This is a genomic window from Chryseobacterium sp. FR054, assembly GCF_056844565.1.
Map to the genome: position 1 here is coordinate 65,056 of NZ_JBXDSA010000007.1, position 23,597 is coordinate 88,652.

Here is a 23,597-nt window from a genome sequence, read left to right on the forward strand (position 1 = left end):
TTAATCTTTTGTTTTTGGAAAATTTTAAAAGGATTTGGTCAACATTTTGATACAATAATCATGTAAAAAATAAATTATGTCGGAAAAGATATTATGGATAGATGATGAAATAGATTTACTAAAGCCCCATATCGTATTTTTAGAAAAGAAAGGTTATCAGGTAACGCCTGTTAATAATGTAAATGAGGCTCTGGAACTTATGGATTCAGAAAAATTCGCTTTAACGTTAATTGATGAAAATATGCCCGGAATTTCCGGACTGGAAGCTATTCCTATGATCAAGGAGAAAGACAATGCTCTGAAGATCGTTATGGTGACCAAAAGTGAAGAGGAACATATTATGGAAGAGGCTATCGGGTCTCAGATTGCAGATTATATTCTGAAACCGGTAAATCCCAATCAGATTCTGCTGTCATTAAAAAAGAACCTTCAGCAGGACAATCTGGTGGAGCAGAAAACCATTTTACAGTACCAGCAGGAATTCAGAAACCTTTCTATGGAACTTTCCTATCTGAGAACCTACCAGGACTGGGCAGAGTATTATAAAAAGATCCTGAGCTGGGAAATCAAGTTCGATAAAGTTACGGATAACGAGTTTGCCGATCTTCTGCAGTCTCAGAAAGAAGAAGCCAACATTCAGTTTGCAAAGTTTATTGAAAACAATTACACAGGCTGGCTTACCGATCCGGACAAGCCGATTATGAGCCATACGCTTTTCAAAGAAAAAGTAAAGCCTGAAGTAGAGAAGGAAAAGGTATTGCTGCTCATGGTAGACAATCTCCGCTATGACCAGTGGAAGGTTATTGAACCTCTTTTTACAAAATATTACAATAAGGTATCAGAAGATTATTATTACAGTATTCTTCCTACTGCCACCCAATATGCAAGAAATTCATTTTTCGCGGGACTGATGCCGTCGGAGATTGAAAAACGTTTTCCTGATAAGTGGTTCAATGATAATGAGGAAGGGAATAAAAACGAATTTGAGCGTGATTTCCTTGAAGACCAGATGAAGCGTGTCGGGCTGGGTTCTAAATCGATGAAGTATCTTAAAGTTCTGAACGCCGATTTTGAAAGAAAGATCTACGATGATTTCAACCAGCATAAAAACAATGACCTTCTGGTAATCGTTTATAATTTCATTGATATTCTTTCGCACGCCAAAACAGACAATCATATTGTAGACCAGCTGATCCGTGATGATAAAACATTCAGATCCCTTACCTATAACTGGTTTGAGAATTCCTCTCTGCTGAAAATCATTAAAGCAGCCGCTGAAAACGGTTATAAACTGGTGATTACTACTGACCACGGAACTGTTTATGTAAAGAAACCGAGTAAGGTGGTGGGAGACCGGGAAACCTCTACCAACATCCGTTACAAAACCGGAAAGAGTTTAACGTATGACGACAGTGACGTGTGGGCTATCACTAATCCGGAAAAGCTATTCCTTCCCAAAGGAAATTTAAGTTCGAAGTACATTTTTGCCAAAAACAATATTTTCCTGGCTTATCCTAAGAATTATAATCACTTTGTGAATTATTATAAAGAAACCTACCAGCATGGCGGGATTTCACTTGAAGAGTGTATTATTCCGATCAGCATTTTAGAACCCAAATAGTTTTTTTCATAGTTTATTTAATTTTGGGTCTGAGGGCGGAAAAAAATCGAATGATTTTTTTCCGCCCTCATTTTTTATATTTTGTAAATTACCAAAATAATATTCGCAAAATGACCAGTTACGAAATTTTATTACAAAATCACAATATTCTCACATCAGTACAGGAATTGATACAGAGAAACGAAATTATTTCCGCAATAAAATTAGTAAAGGACAAAACAGGATTAAGTCTCAAAGAATCCAAAGATATCGTAGAAAACATCAGCAAATTTCCTTTTACTAAAACTTTTGATAACAAAGCTAGTCTTTTTAAAGACGAAATATCTGAAAATAATATCGGAGAAGAACTGAGCACACTTCTACATCAAAACAAAAAATTAGAAGCCATAAAACTGGTTATCGACAACACCGGAATGGGTTTGCGAGATGCCAAAAACTTTGTGGAAAGCATCCAGAAGAAAGAAACTATTTTCAACCAGGAATCAATCGAAAGATTTTCTGATATCAGTATAAAAATGACCAACACCAATGGGAATATTATCGTTAAGATAAAAGAAGGAAATCATCCCGAAAAAGTCGTTTATCCCAATGACCGGGATTGGAAAAAGGTAAAACAAATGCTTGGAAACAAACCTGAACTGATTCAATACGAAAATGAATTTCTTAATGGAAAACATCCTGTTCCGCAGAAAAAAAGCAATCTTTTCGTAGAAACAAATTCTTTTGGAAAATGGATTTTATTTCTTGTTTTATTTTGCCTTATTATGCTCTTTATTTATTTTTACGGCTCTTAAAAACTGGCTAATAAATCTTCTATTATTAATTTAAATTCAAAACGATTTATAATCATTAACTTATAAAGAGTACAATCTAAATATGAAATTAATTACATACAACGTCAACGGAATAAGAGCCGCATTTACTAAGGATTTTCTGGGCTGGCTGAAAACCGCTGATCCCGATATCATCTGCATTCAGGAAAGCAAAGCCGGAAACGATCAGATTGATATTGAAAGTCTTGAAAAGCTGGGTTATCACAGTTACTGGCATTCAGCAGTAAGAAAAGGTTACAGCGGAGTTGGTATTGCTTCCAAAACAGAACCTTCCCATGTGGAATACGGATGTGGAATAGAAAGCTATGATAATGAAGGCAGAATCATCCGTGCAGATTTTGACGGTTACTCTGTTATTTCCGTTTATGTACCTTCTGCCAGCAATATTGAAAGGCTGGATTTCAAAATGCAGTTTTGCCACGATTTTCTGGCTTATATCAAAGAATTGAAAAAGACCATTCCTAATCTCATTATTTCAGGGGATTTTAATATCTGTCACCAGGCAATTGATATTCACGATCCGGTTCGCTTAAAGAATGTTTCCGGCTTTCTTCCTATGGAAAGAGAATGGATGACCAGTTTTATTGATGAGTGTGAGCTTATAGACAGTTTCAGGTTTTTCAATAATGAGCCGGATAATTACACATGGTGGAGTTACAGGCAGAATGCAAGAGCCAATAATAAAGGATGGAGACTGGATTATAATTTCGCTACCTATTCCCTGAAAGACAAACTTTCCCGGGCGGTTATTTTAAAAGAAGCTGTACACTCGGACCACTGCCCTGCTCTTCTGGAGCTTGATGTGTAAAATGGTAATAACGATATACAAAAAGCCAGCTGAATCAGCTGGCTTTCTTAATTTAAATCATAAATTTAATCGACAATTTCATATTCCACCGGAATAGTACCGTGATCGGTATCTCCGATTTCATCGAACGCAGCTTTAGAAATATCTAAGGCTCTTGATGCATGGAAAGGTCCTCTATCATTGATCTTCACTATCACCTGTTTTCCATTGTTCAGATTGGTCACTCTAACATTGGTGCCAAAAGGAAGCGTTCTGTTTGCCGCAGTAAACTTTGAATTATCAAAGATCTCTCCGCTGGCTGTTTTTCTACCATTAAATTTATCGTGGTAGTACGATGCATAACTTGTTTTTTTCGCATCTAAGGTATTATTCGTAAATGAATAAATTCCTAAGGTTGAAATCATCATTATGATTACGAGAATGAATCTTTTCATCATTTTGAATTTTATTGGTTTTGACGGAGCAAAAGTATCAGGAATCTTTTAAAGTCCATAAGCGATTTGTTAAAAACCGTTAATTAAAACCAAATATTATGTTAACAACCACTGTAACTTCCTATTATTAGGTGTTTTAAAGAACATCGTTAAAAAGTGTTAAAAAAAATAGCAAAACGTTAATTTAATTAACTAATTTGTGCATAATTTCAAAAACAACAAAATATAAAATACTGTAAATCAACACATTAAAAAATCATCAAAAAAGTAAAATAAAAATTTACATTGACTTGTGAAGATGATAATGTTAAATTTTCTGCCCACCGGTAAGTTACTTATACCCTGTACTAAATAGCTTTAGAAAAGGGAATCAGAGCAAGAAAAGCTTTAAAAAATAAAATTTTTCCGGCCGACCCGTATAGAAATTTAACAGGTTAAAAACCTTCAGTTTTACCTATCCGATTCTTTTTCAGGAATATATTTGATTTAGGTATCAAAATTAGTACCAGAATGACAACCGGCTCAGTCATTCATCAATTCCATTTAAACTGACCCCGAATCCTATAAAGCATTAAATTATCCCATCACGGTTACAATGTACTTACTTTTCGCCGGGTTTAAAGAATGATTTCAGAAAGATTAGCCGTACCATGCAATAATTCCTGTTTTCCCGTTGATTTTATAGGTTTACTGATATATTCCGGCTAAAGCCGGCGGATTGTTTTTTTATTATTTCAGGCGGACTAAAGTTTCACCTCTGTTGAATATATTCTGCACATCATATATTCCCGAAGGCCAGACAAATGGTACATATTTCTTTGGTAAATAAAATTATGGACTTTTAGAAAGCTATTTGAAAAAGTATTTAACTTAAAGATTATTAAAGTGGCTGAAAACTTTTGTGCCTGCTGACTTCGTTGAACCTTCGGTTTATGATTGAAAAGAAATCATTGCTACGGGTATGCACGAATTTTTCTCAGATTTTACAGATTTACTGTATAAGCTTTGGCTAAAGCCGGTGGATTTTATTTTATTATTCAGGCGGACAAAAGCCCACCTCTGTTGAATATATTCTGCACATCATATACTCTCGCAAATCAGGCAAATAATGGAGATTTCTTTGATGTTACAGTTAAAATTATTTCCCGCAGACTTTCAAAAATTATACCGATTAAGAGTGTGAATACAGATCCGGAAGGTTGATCTTCTTACAAAAATAAAAAACCAGTGAGGAATCTCACTGGTTTTATATATTTATTAATGCTGATTATTTTGTGTACTCTACAATATAATCATAATTTCCTGAAGGATATACTACAGAAATACTAGGAGATCCTGTAATGAAGTTTCCGGTAGCTTTGTCATAAGAAAAAACGCTGTTTGCATAAACGTTATTGGTTCCTGCCTGGAAAATAGTTATTCTGTATAAACTTCCGCTAGAAGGAATTACAATAGCTCCTGAAGGGAAAGTTGGCGCTGTTGATGATCCACTGGCATTAAACGTACCTTTTCTTGCATATATGGGAGCTGAAGCAATTGAAGTATTAGTTAAAGTTTCAGCACTTGTAATATTTACTTTAGAAGACTCTCCTATTGGAAGCCATCTTCCTGTTGAGGTAGCATATCCATTAGCTGCCCCCCCCGTAGGATTAGAGAAATAATAATATCCAGGGGTAACAGCCTGTCCTCCTACACCGGAACCGGTAGCAGGTGTATTACCGGCAGTAGAGTTAAATACAATCATACCATCATAAGCAGTAGGGAAAACTCCTGCATTTGTTGTTTGGGTAGTAAATACAAAAGTGGTAAGGTTTGTTCTTGGGAAAACAATTCCTTTACCGTTACTTGTAGAGCCGTTAAACAATGGGGCAGATGCATCAAGGAATGCAGATTGTCCCGGAATCGTATTGCTTATTACGTTATTGGATTTAATCTGAGCAAAAGAACTTGCAGATGCAACCACTGCTGAGAACAAGATCGTTTTAATATATAGTTTCATAATGTGTCCTTATTTAAATTAATTATAATGAATTTAAGCTATACCAGTTAGTTCCATCACAAATATACTCCATAGCAACTCCGTTACCAAGAGGAGCTCCTGCAGATGTAGAATGGATTCCGGTTACACTAAATCCGGTGCCATCAGACACAGCATTGATAAACATAATACTTTTTCCATTTGTCTTTGTAAGGGTAGAAAGATCAAATGTAGTATTGCTGGTTACTACAATAGCATTACCTAAGTCAGCATCAGAGATTGCAGAACCTGTCTGAGTTCTCACTGTTCTACCTGTCGGGACAACAGCTCCACCACCGATAGGCTTCCATTCAGGGGAAGCAGGAATAGTAGCATCGAAATAATAGAATCCCGGACCGGTAATTTTTGCTTTTCTCGCACCAGATCCTGTTCCGGAAGTAATGTAAACAATTGCTCCGTTTTGAGCCGAACCGTAAGTACCTGCTGTATCATCTTTCGAAGTCAGCTCCGCAGCAGTCATTCGGGGAACGAGTAAAGCGTCAGGTCTTGCATTATCGGTAGTATTGGCTACTACATCCAGTGTTGACGCAGGTGCGGTAGTATTAATACCTACACGTCCTTGCTGTGCTTGGGAAAATGCCGAAAGGCAAACGAGCATTGTCGCTGTTAATAAAAATTTTTTCATAAGTTTTTAAAGATTTTAATTACATTATTTTTTCATCAATATTTCCAAATGGAAAATGTATCCCAACTTGCGCCCAAATTTCAGATTACAAAACACCTGATAACTCACTGTTTATTAACCTATATCATGGGTTGCCGTATGAAAGCATTTGATTTTAAAACATTGCTTATTGTGCAAATTTAAGATATAATTTTATAATTTATACATTTTATAGAAAAAAAATAGACTACACCTATTCAAAACCAACACAACAGTATAACAATCAATAAATTACAAAAATTAAGTATAAATTCAGGTGTGTTAAATTTTATTAATCCTGTAATTTATTGAACGATTTATTAATTTTTTAAATTTTTCTGTAAGAATTGATTAAATTAATTCACCATAAAGATCAAACTCTTCTGCCGAAGTTATTTTTACCATAGCAAATTCTCCAATGGAAATGTAGGTTTCTTCTGCAGGTACCAGAACTGTATTGTCTACATCAGGTGAATCATATTCTGTTCTTCCAATGAAATAATTACCTTCTTTTCTGTCAAAAATACATCGGAAAGTTTTTCCTACTTTTTCCTGGTTTTTTTCCCAGGAAATCTGCGACTGCAGTTCCATGATTTCTTCAACGCGGGCTTCTTTTACTTCCTGCGGAATATCATCTTCCAGCACATAAGCTCCGGTATTTTCTTCATGGGAATAGGTGAAGCAGCCTAATCTGTCGAATTTCTGCTCTTTAACCCAATCTTTCAGCTCCTGGAATCTTTCTTCGGTTTCTCCCGGATACCCTACAATTAAAGTGGTTCTGATGGCCATATCCGGAACTTTTTCTCTGAATTTTGCCAAAAGAGCATCGGTTTTCTCGTGGGTGGTTCCTCTTTTCATGGATTTTAAAAGATCGGAATTGATATGCTGAAGAGGAATATCTATATAGTTGCATACTTTAGGCTCTTCACGGATAATATCCAGTACATCTTCCGGGAATCCGCTAGGGAAAGCATAATGCAGACGGATCCATTCGATACCTTCTACTTTCACGAGTTCTTTCAGAAGATCCCCCAGTGCCCGTTTTTTGTAGATATCCAGACCGTAATAGGTAAGATCCTGAGCAATAAGAATCAGTTCTTTCGTTCCTTTTTTAGCCAGTTTCTGAGCTTCTGTCACGAGTTTTTCTATCGGTGTGGAAACGTGGCCGCCCCTCATCAGAGGAATGGCACAGAATGAACACGGCCTGTCACAACCTTCTGAAATTTTAAGGTAAGCGTAATGTTTCGGAGTGGTGGTAAGCCTCTCTCCTACCAGCTCATGTTTGTAATCTGCTCCAAGATGCTTAAGCAGTACAGGAAGATCCCTTGTTCCGAAATACTGGTCTACATCAGGAATTTCCCTTACCAGATCCGGTTTGTATCTTTCGGAAAGACACCCTGTCACAAAAACCTTTTCTACTTCTCCTCTGTTTTTGGCCTCCACATAATCAAGAATGGTATTGATGGATTCTTCTTTTGCATTATCGATAAACCCACATGTGTTGATCACCACGATATCTCCGCGGTCTTCATGTACCACTTCTTTCCCGTTGGCTTTCAGCTGGCTCATTAAAACTTCAGAATCATATACATTCTTGGAACATCCAAGTGTAACGACATTGATTTTCTTCTTCCCTACAGATTTTGTGCGCATCTTTTTGATTTTGAGTGTGCAAAGATACGAAATATTAAAAGAGTATGGATTAAAAAATAAAAACCACCTCACAGAGATGGTTTTCAATACTATATCTAGAAGTTACCTTCCGCGAACAGTGGTAAAGTTTTATCTTTTTCAGAAAGCTGTACTGCATCTGAAGGTAATTTCCAGTCGATATTCAGTTCCGGATCGTTCCAGATGACACTTCCTTCCGATTCTTTATGATAGAAATTATCACATTTGTAAGAAAAGATGGCGGTTTCGCTTAATACCGAGAAACCGTGGGCAAAGCCTCTCGGAACATACAGCTGAAGTTTATTTTCAGGGGTAAGCTCTATTCCGAACCACTTCCCGAATGTAGGGGATTCCCTGCGAAGATCCACGGCTACATCAAAAACTTTTCCTTCAAGGCAGGATACCAGTTTAGCCTGGGCATGTTCTCCTTTCTGCAAATGCAGACCTCTCAGTACTCCATAAGAAGATTTTGAAATATTATCCTGAACAAAATGACCGTTCATTCCCGTCAGTTCTTCAAATCTTTTTTCGTTATATTTTTCAAAGAAATAGCCTCTTTCGTCTTCAAAAACCGTAGGTTCAATAATGTAACAATCTTTTAAGGGAGTTTCTTTTATTTTCATTTTTTATATCTATAAATTATATTCTTTTTTCAGGCTCCATTTTAATCCCAGATAGAGTGCTCCTGCCGGGATAAATATAATCAAAATAACCGTCCAAAGCGGAAATTGTGAATGAATTAAAAATAAATTAACCACTAGCTGAGCCAGAGCATATACAGTGCTTATCACCAAATGGGAAACTTTTTTCTCATTCGCAAAAAGCTGGTAGAGATGTCTTCTGTGCGCTTCAAAAATATTTTCTTTTAAGAGGATTCTTTCAATAATCGTTAAGACCACTTCCATTCCGTAGATGGCCAGCAGCAGGATAAATTTATATTCCCCGGTTCTCATGATCAGCAGGGTAATCAGTCCTATCACCCAGAAACCGATTCCCATACTTCCGACATCACCGGCAAAACATTTGGCTTTTTTTCTGAAATTAAAGAACAGAAATACCAGACATGCCAGTACAGGATACAGGATAAAATCGCGATCTGTAAACTGGATGACCTCCTGGTTGATGTAGGCTAAGGAAGCCAGTGTAACCAGACTGTACATTCCGGTCATTCCGTTGATTCCATCCATAAAATTGTAGGCATTCAGGGTACCGATGATAAGGATAAACAGTATCGGCCACACCCAGAAAGGCATTAAAGTAAAGGCACCTGTGAAATACAGCAGCAGAACAACTGAAATCAGATGAACAGCCAGTCTTATCTTATTGGAAAGAGTACGGATGTCATCAATAAAACTTATGGTACATATGGCAAGAAGCCCAAGACCGAATGACCAGTAGTTTTCAACGGCTGAATTGAAGTTGAACAGAGTAAAAACAATGAATGCCACGGGAAAAATAATCCCTCCGCCTCTTAGGGTAATCTGTGTATGGGCACTTCTGTGATTGGGTTTATCTATGATATTGTATTTATCGGCTATTCTGAAATAGATCAGAATTGAAATAAATAATATCAGAGTGACGAGTATATATTCCATTATTTTTTGAAACTTTTAATAGTAAGTTCTAAACCTTCTTTTGCTGTTGAAGGCAATTGATCAATCTGTAAGGCCGTTTTTATCTTCTGATTGGAGACAAGCAGGTTATTGGTGAGTTTTTTTAATTTTTTTGTATTTAAAGGAAGCGGCAGGAAATCTCCACATTTTGCAATTCCTTTCACCAGAAATTTCGGAAGACTGATATTAGGAATCTTCAGATTTTCCACTTTTTTTATGACTTCAATAATTTCGCCGGTGGCAACAGTTTCATCATCTGCAATATGATAAATACCATTGTTTAAATTATGGTATTTCCGAATGATCTGCTTTATATAAAAGATAAAGTTACCGATAGAGATAAACGATCTTTCATTGTTGAACGAAGCCAGCGGATAGGGAATTCCTTTTGAAATGATCTTATACAGCAGTCCTAAGTTTCCTTTATCTCCCGGCCCGTGAACCATTGGCGGACGAATGATAATAAGCTTCTTATCATCCGGTAAGGTCTGTTTCAACAGCCACTCTTCGGCTTCTCTTTTACTTTTCCCGTAAAGTGAAACAGGATGACAGGGGTCTGTTTCCACTAATGGTTTAGCGGATTCAAATTCTTCCAGTGCGGCCAGTGAACTGATATGAATAAACAGTTCGGCATCTGATTTTCTGAAAGCATCAAAGAGGTTCTTAGCCAGTTCTACATTGGCAAAATAATAATCTTTTTCAGTTGCAGTGCCCTGATGATCATGTGCTTTTCCTACAAGATTAATAAAAACCTCTGTTTCTTTATCCAGATTTTTTTCCCATTCAGGATTCCGTAAAGAAATTTCCCGGACACTAAAATCCTGCTGTAAAGCGCTTACCAGATTTTTGCCGATAAAGCCGGAACTTCCAAAAACAGCTATTTTCATTTACCCAGAGCTTTAAGGGTTTCTTTATTGATTTTCTTTCTGCCGCTGTCAAAGAACCACCCCCATTTGTTAAAATAATAAATGGCAGACTGCATTCCGATTTTTGTAAGTCTCCAGGATTTATGGGAACCTTTTTCAAAATGGTGATAGATATGAACTTCGGGATAGTAAACGGTTCTGTACCCTCCGCTTATCAGCCTTCTGCACAGGTCTGTTTCTTCTCCGTACATAAAGATCCCTTCGTCAAAAAGTCCGATCTGGTGTAAGGCATCAAGTTTTAAAAACATAAAGCATCCTGAAAGATAAGGAACATCCATCACTTTATCGTAGCCGGTAAATCTCATTTCGAAGATTTCATTTCTTTTTTCAACCATTCCTTTGAAAGGGTTGAATCTTCGCCCGATCCAGTCGTAAGGGGTGGGTAATAATTTACACAGACGCTGTATTTTACCGTCAGGATAAAGCACCTTAGGCATTATATTTCCTATTTCAGGATTGTTTTTCAGGTAATCGACAAGTTTCTGCAGGGTTTTCTCATCAAAGTAAGCATCAGGATTAAGTACCAAATGATACCGGCTGTTTTTCTCCATTGCTTTTTTGATCGCAATATTATGTGCTGCACCAAATCCCGGATTGGAAGGATTAAAAATATATTCCACATTCGGATGGCTGGTAATGGTCTTCAGCTCATCCGTGGGAGAATTGTCTACCAGGTATAAAAACAGGGGAAAATCTGTTTCTGAATTGAGGAAACTGTCAATAGCTTCCAGAAGGATTTTCCGGTCATTTCTGTAGCAAACTATGCTGGCGGTTACAAACATTTAACTGGTTTAAAATTAAATAGATTTAAATACATCCAAGTATTTCCAGATTTTTTCAATCTACTTTCCCTTCTGTATTTTGGGCATAAGTTATTTATTCTTCAAATAATATGGGTTACCTGGATATAACAAAATCAAATCCATTAAAAAATTCTAACAGATTTGATTTGAGTTTTTAAGATGAAAACTTCAAAGCTACTTTTCTATGGCTTTAAATACTTACAATTAATCATTCAGGGGTACAAGAGACTGATTAATCTTTATTTTCATTATCATCTTTTTTCTTGTAAATGTGCTGTGTCTTTACAATACGCTTTCCTGTTACACTGCGAACAGTCTGGCGCAGCAGGGCATCAGCTCTCAGCAGAACATTTTTAACAGGCTCTTCCGGTCTTCCATAGAATGAAGTTACATGGAAATATTCTTCTTTTTCAGCTGGTTTCTGCGAGAAATAATAATTTGACACACAACATCTTTTATGATCAACAATCACTTTACTTACAGAATGGATTGATGTTTTATTGGTAATCATTAAAGCCAGACGGTTGAACTTTGAATGAATGGTTCTTTGCGGATGATCCATACCGTTATCCCACAGTTCCAGATTTCCTCCGTTTTTCACGTCCCAATCCGGTGTTACGTAATATAACAGATTAAGAACTCTGTAATTTTCGCGGTCGTTATCATGCGAATTATCCAGGTGCGGGTTAAGGAAATTTCCTTTAGCCATCAGGCTGATTCCTCCTGCGTATAAATTGGAATCGGGTGTCATTTCTTTAAGTCCTGTAATTTCTTCAACGATATCAATTACTCTTTGGTCCTGGAAAGCAAATACAATTTCTTCCAGCAGCGGATTGTATAAATCCATTTGTGCTGCAATTCTTTTATTTTCTCTCAAAGATTTATATGTCGTCATTTCTTCCGGTGTAGGAAAGGCATCATAAATTTCTTTCGCTACATCTTCCGGCAACAGATCGTCTATAACACATGAATTGATACGATCCGGTAAATTAAATTCTTTCTTGTATTCTTCTTTTTTTTCGGCTAACTTTTTTACGATCAGGTCAGCATATTCATTTCTTTTCATGCTTATTTTTTTTAAAATTCTTTTGATAAAATTAATCAAAAATATTATTCCTTTTGTTGACATTCTGATAAATCAAACCAGAGATTTATCATTACCAAAATAAAAAATAAAACTTCGATGTATGTTAAAATAATAATAAGTATTCAGGTAAAGACGAAAATGTCTTTATTCATTGACAATTTACAGGGATTTAAATACCTCCAGATATCTTTGGGCTCTTGTTCTGGCATTTCCAAAAACCTTCAGTCTTTCTTTTCCATTTTCAACCAGTTGTTCGGAGAGTTTTTCATCACTAGCTATTTGTATTAATTTTGATGCAATATCTTCCGGATCGAGAGGGTCAAAATAAAGGGCTGCATTTTCACAGATGGTTGTAGCAAATGAGTAGTTTGATGTCACAACCGGAATTTCCATTTTCATAGCCTCCGGATAATTCGCAGAAAAAGCCTCAATGAGTGTTGGTAAAAAGAGAGCATCAGATTCTGAATATAACTGCGGACAATCCTTTACTTCTATTCTTCCCAGATTGATTATCCTTTTCCTGGCTTCTTCAGTAAAGTTCTGTTCGTATATGGCAGGATCAACTGTAAGGATAAATTTAAAATCCTTTGGGAGATCTTTTTTATTCAGAATAGGGATTACTTCATTCAGTACCGTAAGGTTTTTATGGATCTGAAAAGAGGCTAAAGTCAAGAACCTGTATTCATTTTCTCCCGGTTCCGGCAACAGCTTCTTATTTCCCAAAGCACTTTCTGTTTCAAAATATTTATTGTATGTATTGCTTACGGTAAAGACTTTTGACCGGTCAACCTTTAAAAACCCGGAGAGTCTTTCGGACATATCTTCAGTTTCACAGACAAAATACTTTCCATTTCTTTTCAGGAAGAAACGGTGCATGATTTTGGTAAATTTTATCTGTAATACATTTTTAAACGGTATTTTTTTAAACAGAGGAGATTCCGGATAAACGAGATCCGACTTGGCAAATCCAGAAATATTTTTAGTTTTGGGTGTCCAGCATGCAGGTCCGAAAACCGTGAACATCACATCCGGACTGATCTCATTTTCCAGCTGTCTGAGCCTTTTTCTGATCGACCAGCCTTTTAATCCGTAGATGGGATGACCTTCAAATTCATAGAAGTGAAAATTATCCGGAAAGTCTTTTACATTAATTTCCTTTGAAACGGCCTGACCTAAAAAAACGTGATAGGTGTTTTCTGGAAAGGCAATACATTCATAAATAAATGAAACAGCTACCTGTGTAACTCCGGTCCCGCTTAATGTGGTTGTGTTAATAATTAAATTCATCTGGTGTGGTGATAGGGAAAGCCTTTAAAATTCTTCCAAAACTGATTTAATAATTGTTTTATTGTCTACCGCATTAAACAGAACATGGGAATTCCTGGAATACTGATCAAAGTTCTGATCAATATCAAGAATGATCTGTTTTATCTCTGCGGTATCATTGCTAGTACCAAAGATCTTGCCACAACTGAATTTCTGAAACGGAACAGACAGTCCGGGAATGTTGTTACCGATCATGGGCACGCCATATCCTGAATATTCAAAAATTTTATTGGGGGCACAGAAGATCTGGTTCAGCGAGATAGGATCATACATCAGGATCCCGATTCTTGCCAGTGAAGTGATATACAAATGCTGTGGCGAAGGGATAAAGGATATATGTACCAGACGCGGGCATATCTTTTTGTAATGGTCCAGCATCCCAAAATCACGTCCCATAATTACCGGAATAAAGTCATCTCCGAGTTCGTTTACCGCTTTAAGAATAAAGGTAAGGTCTCTTTCCGGGGAAATCAGTCCCTGGTAGAGTATTATTTTACGGTTGTTTTTTATCAGGCTGTCATACAGATCGGGATAACTGTCTTTCAGAAACTGTCCTGATGCTTTATTATCCAGCAGTTTATAAGGTTTATTAGGAAGAACGACAGGATATTGCGGAGGCTTAAACCACAGGTTGAAAATGGCCGCTCTGTTTTCTTCACAGACAATCAGCCTTTTTGAAGCCGGAATATATTTATTCAGGACATACCGGTAGAATGATGAATGGTCATACATCTCCAGGATATGCATTACATATTTGATCTGACTGAAAATATTACTGAAAAGTAATGGAGCCATACTGTCTGCGTCTACAAACCATACGATGCTGTCTTTATTTTCAGGCAGGGACAGTTCTTTCAGAACTTCTTTTCTGTATTTCAGCCAGGTTCCTAATTTTTGTGTTAAAGATCTTTTCTTCAGAGTAACAAAAGAACCGAGTCCCAAATCTTTAAATTCAACGCCTTTATTTTCAAAATCCTTCTTCCAATAATCATTTACGCCTAATGTTACCAGTTTAACAGAAACGCCCAGATCTACCAGATGCTGAATAACCATCTGGGTAGGCGGTTCATTTTCGATCGTATTTTTGTGAATGATTAAAACCTTTTTCATATGTATTCTTTTGTCATTTTTATATTTCAGGATCTATTCTATAAAGAAATAGCCTCTTCTCATTTATCTGAATCTGAATCTGTATTTTACGAACGGCTGAAGTATAAACAGGATGACCAGGAAAAAAAGTATAGGATAAAGCCCCTGTGTAATCCCGGCCAGAATATCTCCCCTAATGGTAAGCAGGGATCCCAGGAAACACAAAAGCGCAATCAGTAATGACACATAATTGTCGGATAATAAAAAGGTATCCACAACCTTTGTGAGTAATCCTGCATACAGTCCCATCAGCAAAGAATATAAAATAAGGCCCAGGATTCCCCCGTTTGCCCAGCCTTCTCCGGCTACCCCTGCTGCATTCGACCATTTGTGTTCTGCCAGATGCTGATAATCAAAATTCTGTCCTCCGAATTTCACTTCCGTTAAAGCGACCCCGAAACCCACAGGCTTATCTTTCCATAAACTTCGTGGGATGGGATTGAAGAGTACGGCTCTTAAAGTATAATCCAGAGGTAAAAAATCAACGGTTGAGCCGAAAGTATCTATACATTTGTTGTAATCCGTTAATAGCAGATCTCCCTCCACGGAATTGTATTCTTTCTGAGACTGTGAAAAATCCATCTCAGAAATGGTGGTCTGAAGCATTTCAAGGTTATCAATTCTTTTGTTCCGTATTGACGATAACGCCAGGAACATCAGTAAGACAATACCCGCCGGGAACAGAAACTTTATATTGAGAAATAATTTTTTAAAACCAAAACTATTATTCCGGATGCTTACAATGATATTGGCCAGAATAATAATAATCAGCAATGAGATAATGGCCCCTCTTGTTCCTCTTGGAAAGGCAGCAAGTGCTAAGGCAAAAAAGCTGAGGTTGAGGTATAAAGAAGAGGTTTTAAATCTTGCGTTATTATAACTTAAAACGAACAGTATAAGGGACGACAGCGAGTATAACGAAAAAAGAATAATGGTAAGGAATGAGGGCACATCTTCTTTCTCCGGCAACCTGGAATAAAACCGCGTAGCCGCCTTATCAAATGACCCGTAGAGCCATGTATTGAATGAAAAATCCAGAACAACATACAGCAGTACGATCAGAAACAGATAGAACTGCTGCCTGGGCAGCAGGGGTTTTATGGCAAATTTATGAAAGGCTGCATTCTTGTTATTAATAAAATTAACGATCTTTTTATGCGGTCTTCTCCGGACGATAAAAACTGTTGTCATGAAAATAATAAATGAAAGCAACAGCAAGAGTTCCTGATTTTCATCAAGTTCCAGGTCCTGTTTTATTCCGAAAAAGAACAGGAATATCATATTCATGCAAAAAAAAGGATCGGTAATTGCTTTAAATCCTTTGTTTACAACCGTTGCCAGCAAGAAAAATATTGCAAAATATCCTGCAAATGTCATTATTAATTTTTTAGTTTTTTAAGAAGAAATTCTATGATCCTGTCGCTGGATTTACCGTCACCATACGGATTATTGGCCTTTGACATAGAGTTGTAGTGATTCTCATCATCCAATAGCTGGGAAACCCCTTTAACAATCTTATCATACTGTGTTCCTACAAGCTGAACGGTACCTGCTTCCACAGCTTCCGGACGTTCGGTATTGTCCCGCATTACCAGAACAGGTTTTCCTAACCCCGGCGCTTCTTCCTGGATTCCCCCGCTGTCTGTAAGGACCAGATAGCTCTGCTTCATCAGATAGATAAAGGGCAGGTAGTCCAGAGGTTCAATGAAAAATATATTGTCCGGTTTGTCTTCTCCAAAAACCTCGTTAATAGGCTTTCTGACATTTGGGTTTAGGTGCATCGGATAAATAAAATCCACTGAAGGATACAGATTGGCCAAAGCTTTTAATGCCTTACAGATATTGATAAATCCTTCGCCGAAGTTTTCACGGCGGTGGCCTGTAATCAGAACGAGGCGTTTACCATCTTTCAGACGAAGATAATCATAGCCTAAGTTATTCAGCATTTCACCGATTTCCGCTGACAGCTGCCTGTTGTTTTCTATTTTCTGAACCACCCACTGCAGTGCATCAATCACCGTATTTCCTGTTATTGCAATGTTATCATCCGACACATTTTCATTCAGAAGGTTCCGGCGGCTAAGCTGGGTGGGTGCAAAATGATATTCTGCAATCCTTCCGGTCAACTGTCGGTTGATCTCTTCAGGCCACGGGCTGTAAATATTATGAGTTCTTAAACCGGCTTCTACGTGAGCTACGGGTATTTTCTGATAGAAAGAAGCCAGTGCAACGGCCATAGAAGTGGTTGTATCTCCGTGTACAAGAACCACATCCGGCTTTACTTCACTGAGTACATCACGCATTTTAACCAGCACAGTGGACGTTACGTCATATAAATCCTGTCCTTCTTTCATAATGGAAAGATCAAAATCCGGCACGATTTCGAATAATCTCAATACCTGGTCAAGCATTTCCCGGTGTTGCCCGGTAACACAAACAGAAGTTTCAAAGGTATCGCGGTACTGCTGGAATTTATTGACCAGCGGTGCCATTTTTATTGCTTCCGGACGCGTACCGAATACGATAAGAACTTTTTTCATATTAAATTATAATTTTAAAGGTGATAACCCCCTGTACAACTGAATGGATGAGGTAGCTCAGCAAAAATGCATAACTTAATCCCAACGCACCCAGATGCATATATTCTACAAATATATAAGCTATTGTAAGAAAACAGATTCCCCAGAACAGATTTACACCAAATCCGAGCCACATTTTGGCTTTACTGGCTATAACCTGCCCCAATACACTGTTAATCGTCTGAAGTATGGCAGCCACAAGCAGAATCCGTAGCGGAAGATAGCTGGTAAAACTGCTTCCGTACAGTTTAAGGATAAACGGTGCCAGAACTATAATAATCAGCGTTAAAACAGTTACTACAACACAGTTTACTAAAAGATTCAGCTTCAGCAGTTTATTATACTGTGTTCCGGAGTCTTCTGATAAGGTATTGGAAAGCATCGGTAAAATAATCGCTCCTATTGAATTGGGAATAAACAGCACCATCAGATACCATTGTTCCGAAACATCGAAAATAGCCATTTCTCCAAATCCGTTGGTTCTTACCAGTAAAGCTTTGCCCAGCCATATGACAGGCATTGCTACAAAGGTTGACAACATGGCGGGAAGAGAGAATTTTATAAAAATATTTTTTATTTCCGGGGTGAATGCTTTGATATTTTTAAATACGGAACCAAAATGCCTGTTGATGGAAATCTGATTAAGCCCTACGAATATAGCCGCTGAAATTCCCAGAAAAATAATGACTCCGTCTGCTCCCCAGAAATAGGCTCCGAGTATGATTAAAAAAAACTGGGCGACACCGTAAATTAAATTATTGATTCCTAATCTTTTGAAATCCTCAAATCCGGTTAAAGTTCCGCTCTGTGCGCTGGAAATCGTACTGAAGAAGAGGGCGATAACTGTCAGTTTCAATGAGTATGATAATTCCGGTGAACCAAAGGATGAATCGGAGATCTGCCTGTTAAAAAGAAGAACAACAACTGATATGACCAGTCCGAAAATTAAGGCTACCTGATTAGAAGCCTTATGGATCTGATACGCTTTTTCCCTGTTACTGTTCCTGTAATACGCCACATAGCGTGCCGCAGTAAGCCCCATCCCCATACTGGAAAAAACCATAAACATGGTAATGGTAGAGCGCAATACCCCTATTTTACCATATTCTTCTTTCCCGATAATCCTGGCTACAATGATAAAAGCGACCAGCATTAAAGTCTTACCGGATACTGTCCCGATCAAAGACCATGAAGCACTTTTAACAAACCTCTGAATATGTGGTAAAGCCAGTATATTATTTATTTTATTCTTCAATGTGTTCTGTTTGATTAACAAAGAGTGATAGATCTGTCTTAAAAATTATTAAAATGTTTTCCGCTTTATATTTCTATTCTAAATAAAAGTGTTTCTTCACAAATATAGATTACTTAATAGCCGGTTATCAGAATATTAAGTAATCTATGTTTATAGTTTTTTTCCGTTATTATTTTGGAACTGCTGCCAGCTTCAGAGTTTAAAACCGGTCTTTTAATCTATCGAACCAGCTTTTTTCTTCAGCAGCGTATCCGTAGCCGTATTTATTACCATAACCAAAATAATCTCGGTCTACATCGTTCAGAACAAATCCGACATTTTTGATTTTTCCGCTTTCAATATTGCTGTTGGCAAATTCAACGAGTGCTTTTTCTGTATACTGAGAACGTGTTACGTAAAGGGTAGCATCGGCCATTTCCGCGAACAGGAATGTATCTGTTACCAGCATCAGCGGAGCTGTATCCAGGATGATATAGTCATACTGGGTTTTCAGCTGTTCCAGTAGTATTTCGTATCGGCCGTTAGTTAAAAGCTCAGTAGGGTTTGGCGGAATACTTCCTGAATAGATTACATCCAGATAAGGATTAAATGTAGAGACATGAATAATATCCTGCAGTGAGGTCTGGCTGTCATATAAAAACTCTGTAAGCCCTCTCAGTCCTTTTCTTGCAGGATTGTATCTCTGCAGCTGAGGATTTCTGATATCGGATCCGATGATGATTACCTTCTTATTCGGTGTGGCCATAGCCAACGCTAAATTAACCGATATAAAGGTTTTTCCTTCTCCTTTTACGGTAGAGGTAACAAATACCACCTTAGCCTTCTTTTTAGGAAGCATGAAATTCATATTCGTGATCAGGATTCTGAAGGCTTCTGCCATTGGAGACAGGTCATTCATCTGTATCAGCTCAGGCTGTCCTTTTACCAGTCTTGGAATTTCGCCGATAACCGGTTTTTCATCAGCCAGTGTTTCAAGATCGTGTTTTGTTTTAACTTTATTGTTTAGTAATTCTCTAAAATAAATGATCAGGAATGGCAGTAATAATCCACATACAAGAGCTCCGAGGAACACCATCATCTTCTTAGGCGCTACCGGCTTTGGTGAAGCGTAGGCATAATCAACAATTCTTGCTTTATCCGCAGTTACGGCTAATGAGATAGCAGTTTCTTCTCTTTTCTGAAGCAACAGAAGGTACAGGCTTTCTTTGATCTGCTGCTGTCTTTCTATATCTCTGAAAAGTTTTTCCTGAGTAGGGATCTTCTGTATTCTTGAAGATACTTTATTTTGTTCCGAAAGATATTGGTTTTTAGCAAACTGAAGTCCTGTTCTGCTTTTATTAAGGCTTTCCATCACGGAAGACCGCATCGCGGAGATCTGATTATTCAGGTCTATCACCAATGGGTTCTGAGGGGTTGCATTTTCCAGCAATCTGTTACGCTCGATCACCAGCTGGTTGTATGTTGCGATCCCATTGGCCGCTTCCTGGCTCTGAAGGCCTACGTTGGTAGGAAGTACCTGCCCGTTCCCCTGCTTGGTCATAAATCCGATCAGGGCATTGGTAAGATCCAGCTGAGAGTCTACCTCAATCTGTTTTGCACGGGCTTCGGCAGAACTTTCCAGTCCTATTTTGGCTTCAGTAGCAAGATCCGTGATCTGATTGGAGCTTTTAAAACGTTCTTTACGGTTTTCCACCTCACCTAAATCGTTGGCAATGATATTGATTCTCTCATCAATAAACCGGCGTGTAATCTCAGACTCTGAGTTCTTATCTTTTATTGCGTCATTATTGTAAACCTTTACCAGGTTATTAAGGATGTCTTTGGCTTTATCTGTATTCTGATAGTTCATAGACAGGCCGATAACGGTTGCATCTTTATTTACCAGACTTACGGCCAGTATTTTCTGAAGTCTGTTTACGGTTCCTTCTTTATTGGAATAGCTGAATGTAAAGTCTTCAAGCTTACCTGCTTTTGCTTTGTTGAACTTCGGGTTCTTTACAATCATGATATTAGCATACGGCAGACTGATGGTCTTACCGTATTCGGAGGTAATTTCTTTGTGCAGTTCTTCCGACTTTAAGGTAAAACTGTTTTGTGAAAGCTTGATATGAAACGGTTCATTAGGAAGATCTACAAATGGTTTTTCATTAATTACCCTGATCTCAAAAGGAGCTGTATCATTATATAATTCTACTACTTTCACTCCCTGCTTGGCAAAGATGGTGGTCTGAAGGTTCAGGGTATTCACTACATCCTGAATCAGTTTTTTGGATCTGAAAATTTCTATTTCATTTTCGATACTGTTGGTACCCATTCCCTTCAATCCGGAAAGATCCTGCAAAACCGAAAAATCTCCTCCAACTGAAGGTGTACTTTTGGCATCTTTAATAAGAACTGTTGACTTTATATTGAAAACGGGAGTTGTAAATTTTAAATAGACATAAGCAAGAAACAGGGTAATAACGGGCATAATGATAAACCATACCCAGTATTTAAAGTAAGGTTTAATGGTTTCCCGTATATTGATTTCTTTATTTAATGATTCGTCTGTTGTTGAATTATTCATTTAAAATAATATTGTATTATGGATATGAAAATAGCAATTGATGTAAAGATAATTTATTTAAAATTATAATCTGGCATCCACCATATTTCGGTCTAGGCATGATTTGGTGTCAAATACTATTGTATTTTCATTCTTTAAATTTTCCAGATTCATGGTAAGGAATTCTTTATGAGAAACAGCAATAATAATTGAATCGTATGGGGTACGATTACTCAGATCATTCAGTAGATTAATCCCATATTCTTTTTTCACTTCGTCACTGTTGGCCCACGGGTCGTAAAGTTCTACCTCAATGCCATAATCAAGAAGTTCTCTGTATATATCGAAAACTTTAGTATTCCGGATATCCGGGCAGTTTTCTTTAAAAGTAACTCCCAGAATCAGTGCTCTGGAGTTTTTAATTATTCCTCCCTTTGCAATCAATAGTTTTACTACTTTGGAAGCAATAAATTTGGCAATGGAATCGTTTACACGGCGGCCGGATAAAATGACATCCGGATGATACCCCAGCTGTTCTGCTTTATGAGCCAGATAATAGGGATCCACAGATATGCAGTGACCGCCTACCAGCCCCGGTTTGTATTTCAGGAAGTTATATTTTGTACCGGCAGCCTCTAATACATCAGTGGTGTCAATTCCTATTCTGTCGAATATCAGAGCGAGTTCATTTACAAATGAAATATTAACATCTCTCTGTGCATTTTCTATGGCTTTTGAAGCTTCTGCAACTTTAATATTCGGAGCAAGGTGTGTTCCTGCGGTAATTATTTTTTTGTATAAGTTATCAACTTCTGTCGCAATTTCAGGGGTAGAACCGGAGGTTACCTTCATTACGGAAGTCAGGGTATTGATTTTATCTCCGGGATTGATTCTTTCAGGGGAATAGCCTACGAAAAAATCTTCGTTGAATTTCAGACTGGAGTACTGTTCTAGTACAGGTACGCATTCTTCTTCCGTACAACCAGGGAAAACCGTAGATTCATAAATGACGATATCTCCTTTTTTTATAATTCCGCCCAGCATTTTTGATGCGGAAAGAAGTGGTTTAAGATCGGGAGCATTATATTGATCGATAGGCGTAGGAACAGTTACAATATAGATATTGGAATCTGATATTTCAGCCAGGTCGTCAGTGGCTTTATACCCGGTTTTTCCGGATGATGTCTTATAGGCATTCAGCTTTCCGGTAAGTTTCCCGCTATCAGCTTCACAGGTAATATCAAAGCCTTCATTAAGCTGTTTAATTCTCTCCGAATTGATATCAAAACCCAGTACCGGGAACTGATCTGCAAATTCGAGTGCCAATGGAAGACCTACATATCCCTGACCAATAATTGCTATTTTATAAGACTTCATTATTTTTTATTGATATTATTGATTGCAACTTTGGCAAAAAGTTTCATGTTAGTTTTTATTTTTTGATCAGGCTTACGACTACTGCTGCTGCTGTAATTGCGATAGATGCCGCCGTTAAATACAGAGTGGTATTCGGGTTTTGTTTTGACTGTATATCTTTGGTGTTGTTGGCAGGCACAATAATGGCATCTCCCTGTTTAAGATTATAAAATGGAGAATTGATAAGGTTAGCATCCTGCAGGTTTACTTTCCCGTGAGTAACAGTACCGTTTTCTGTTCTTATTACCAGAACATCTTCTCTTTTTCCGTACATGGTAAGATCTCCTGCCAGACCTAAAGCGTTCCAAATTGTTCCCTGGCCATTGGCAATGGTATAATCCCCCTGTCTGTTTACTTCTCCAAGAACGGTTACTTTAAAGTTGGCCAGCCTGATATTTACTGTCGGATTAATGACATATTTTTCCATTCTCTCCTTAAGTTCAGCCTTTAGGTCTATTAAAGTTTTTCCGGTTGTATTGATGGCTCCCAGAATCGGAAAGTCGATATTTGAATTGGAATCTACAATATAAGTAGGGCCTGCTATTGAAGTCATTCCCTGGTTCGGTGTATTTCCTCCGGCAGTAATGTTGCTCTGAATCATCTCTGATGACGAATAATTCTGATTGAATGGTTTTACCACATCCATATCTTTTGCCGTAATAAGAATTACCAGCTGGTCTCCAACCTGAATGGTGGAATTGGAGTTTTTTGCAGATGACTCTATTGCTACATTTTCTATATTCTGCATATAGTTCAGATCATTGTGAGTTTTCTGGTTGGTTTTACAGGAAACCAGTACCAATGCGCAAAATATAGTTAAAACTTTACCCTTCATATCTTAAAAATTGTA

General features: G+C 37.6%; 20 protein-coding genes. 3 read left to right on the plus strand and 17 right to left on the minus strand.

What is annotated here, in order from left to right:
- The first annotated feature begins 76 nt into the window (after positions 1-76).
- The 3 genes from porX to AC106S_RS22445 all read left to right on the plus strand — a co-directional run bounded on the left by porX (position 77) and on the right by AC106S_RS22445 (position 3,262).
- Positions 77-1,621, plus strand: a complete 1,545-nt coding sequence (gene porX / locus AC106S_RS22435) for a T9SS response regulator signal transducer PorX (protein WP_482442079.1) — start codon at positions 77-79, stop codon at positions 1,619-1,621.
- Between the two features lie 110 nt (positions 1,622-1,731).
- The gene (locus AC106S_RS22440) at positions 1,732-2,415 is read left to right on the plus strand and encodes a hypothetical protein (RefSeq protein WP_482442081.1); all 684 of its coding nucleotides are present in this window, start codon (positions 1,732-1,734) and stop codon (positions 2,413-2,415) included.
- A gap of 82 nt (positions 2,416-2,497) precedes the next feature.
- Complete coding sequence (locus AC106S_RS22445) at positions 2,498-3,262, plus strand: exodeoxyribonuclease III (protein WP_482442083.1); 765 nt, start codon at positions 2,498-2,500, stop codon at positions 3,260-3,262.
- 65 nt (positions 3,263-3,327) lie between these two features.
- Here AC106S_RS22445 and AC106S_RS22450 read toward each other — a convergent pair whose 3' ends face one another.
- From AC106S_RS22450 to AC106S_RS22530, 17 genes are all read right to left on the minus strand, one after another.
- Positions 3,328-3,699: a septal ring lytic transglycosylase RlpA family protein gene (locus AC106S_RS22450; RefSeq protein WP_482442084.1), complete on the minus strand. Its 372-nt coding sequence runs from the start codon at positions 3,697-3,699 to the stop codon at positions 3,328-3,330.
- A 1,264-nt stretch (positions 3,700-4,963) separates the two neighbouring features.
- Entirely contained in the window at positions 4,964-5,695 is a 732-nt protein-coding gene (locus AC106S_RS22455) for a hypothetical protein (protein WP_482442086.1), read from the minus strand.
- A 22-nt stretch (positions 5,696-5,717) separates the two neighbouring features.
- Positions 5,718-6,359, minus strand: coding sequence for a hypothetical protein (locus AC106S_RS22460; protein ID WP_482442088.1), 642 nt, complete (start codon positions 6,357-6,359; stop codon positions 5,718-5,720).
- A gap of 369 nt (positions 6,360-6,728) precedes the next feature.
- Positions 6,729-8,030: a 30S ribosomal protein S12 methylthiotransferase RimO gene (rimO, locus tag AC106S_RS22465; protein ID WP_482442089.1), complete on the minus strand. Its 1,302-nt coding sequence runs from the start codon at positions 8,028-8,030 to the stop codon at positions 6,729-6,731.
- A gap of 95 nt (positions 8,031-8,125) precedes the next feature.
- A complete protein-coding gene (rfbC, locus tag AC106S_RS22470; RefSeq protein WP_482442090.1) occupies positions 8,126-8,671 on the minus strand; it encodes a dTDP-4-dehydrorhamnose 3,5-epimerase in 546 nt (181 codons plus the stop codon).
- A 9-nt stretch (positions 8,672-8,680) separates the two neighbouring features.
- Positions 8,681-9,643: an MraY family glycosyltransferase gene (locus AC106S_RS22475; protein WP_482442091.1), complete on the minus strand. Its 963-nt coding sequence runs from the start codon at positions 9,641-9,643 to the stop codon at positions 8,681-8,683.
- Positions 9,643-10,548: an NAD-dependent epimerase/dehydratase family protein gene (locus AC106S_RS22480; protein ID WP_482442092.1), complete on the minus strand. Its 906-nt coding sequence runs from the start codon at positions 10,546-10,548 to the stop codon at positions 9,643-9,645. Before AC106S_RS22480 ends, AC106S_RS22475 begins: the two co-directional genes overlap by 1 nt.
- On the minus strand, positions 10,545-11,369 hold the full coding sequence (locus AC106S_RS22485; RefSeq protein WP_482442093.1) for a glycosyltransferase family 2 protein: 825 nt from the start codon (positions 11,367-11,369) through the stop codon (positions 10,545-10,547). The genes AC106S_RS22480 and AC106S_RS22485 overlap by 4 nt, the downstream gene beginning before the upstream one ends.
- Before the next feature lie 253 nt (positions 11,370-11,622).
- Positions 11,623-12,456, minus strand: a complete 834-nt coding sequence (locus AC106S_RS22490; RefSeq protein ID WP_482442094.1) for a 2OG-Fe(II) oxygenase — start codon at positions 12,454-12,456, stop codon at positions 11,623-11,625.
- 180 nt (positions 12,457-12,636) lie between these two features.
- The gene (locus AC106S_RS22495; RefSeq protein WP_482442095.1) at positions 12,637-13,764 is read right to left on the minus strand and encodes a glycosyltransferase; all 1,128 of its coding nucleotides are present in this window, start codon (positions 13,762-13,764) and stop codon (positions 12,637-12,639) included.
- Positions 13,765-13,788: 24 nt separating this feature from the next.
- Entirely contained in the window at positions 13,789-14,913 is a 1,125-nt protein-coding gene (locus tag AC106S_RS22500) for a glycosyltransferase family protein (RefSeq protein WP_482442097.1), read from the minus strand.
- Positions 14,914-14,976: 63 nt separating this feature from the next.
- Positions 14,977-16,329, minus strand: a complete 1,353-nt coding sequence (locus AC106S_RS22505; protein WP_482442098.1) for an oligosaccharide repeat unit polymerase — start codon at positions 16,327-16,329, stop codon at positions 14,977-14,979.
- A 2-nt stretch (positions 16,330-16,331) separates the two neighbouring features.
- Positions 16,332-17,492: a non-hydrolyzing UDP-N-acetylglucosamine 2-epimerase gene (gene wecB / locus AC106S_RS22510; RefSeq protein ID WP_482442100.1), complete on the minus strand. Its 1,161-nt coding sequence runs from the start codon at positions 17,490-17,492 to the stop codon at positions 16,332-16,334.
- 1 nt (position 17,493) lies between these two features.
- Positions 17,494-18,786 (minus strand): oligosaccharide flippase family protein, encoded by a 1,293-nt coding sequence (locus AC106S_RS22515; protein WP_482442102.1) that lies wholly within the window; start codon positions 18,784-18,786, stop codon positions 17,494-17,496.
- Between the two features lie 199 nt (positions 18,787-18,985).
- Positions 18,986-21,352, minus strand: coding sequence for a GumC family protein (locus AC106S_RS22520; RefSeq protein WP_482442103.1), 2,367 nt, complete (start codon positions 21,350-21,352; stop codon positions 18,986-18,988).
- A 63-nt stretch (positions 21,353-21,415) separates the two neighbouring features.
- Positions 21,416-22,711: a nucleotide sugar dehydrogenase gene (locus tag AC106S_RS22525; protein WP_482442192.1), complete on the minus strand. Its 1,296-nt coding sequence runs from the start codon at positions 22,709-22,711 to the stop codon at positions 21,416-21,418.
- A 52-nt stretch (positions 22,712-22,763) separates the two neighbouring features.
- Positions 22,764-23,582 carry a polysaccharide biosynthesis/export family protein gene (locus tag AC106S_RS22530; protein ID WP_482442104.1) on the minus strand — a complete coding sequence of 273 codons (819 nt, stop codon included), beginning with the start codon at positions 23,580-23,582 and terminating at the stop codon, positions 22,764-22,766.
- Positions 23,583-23,597: the final 15 nt, after the last annotated feature.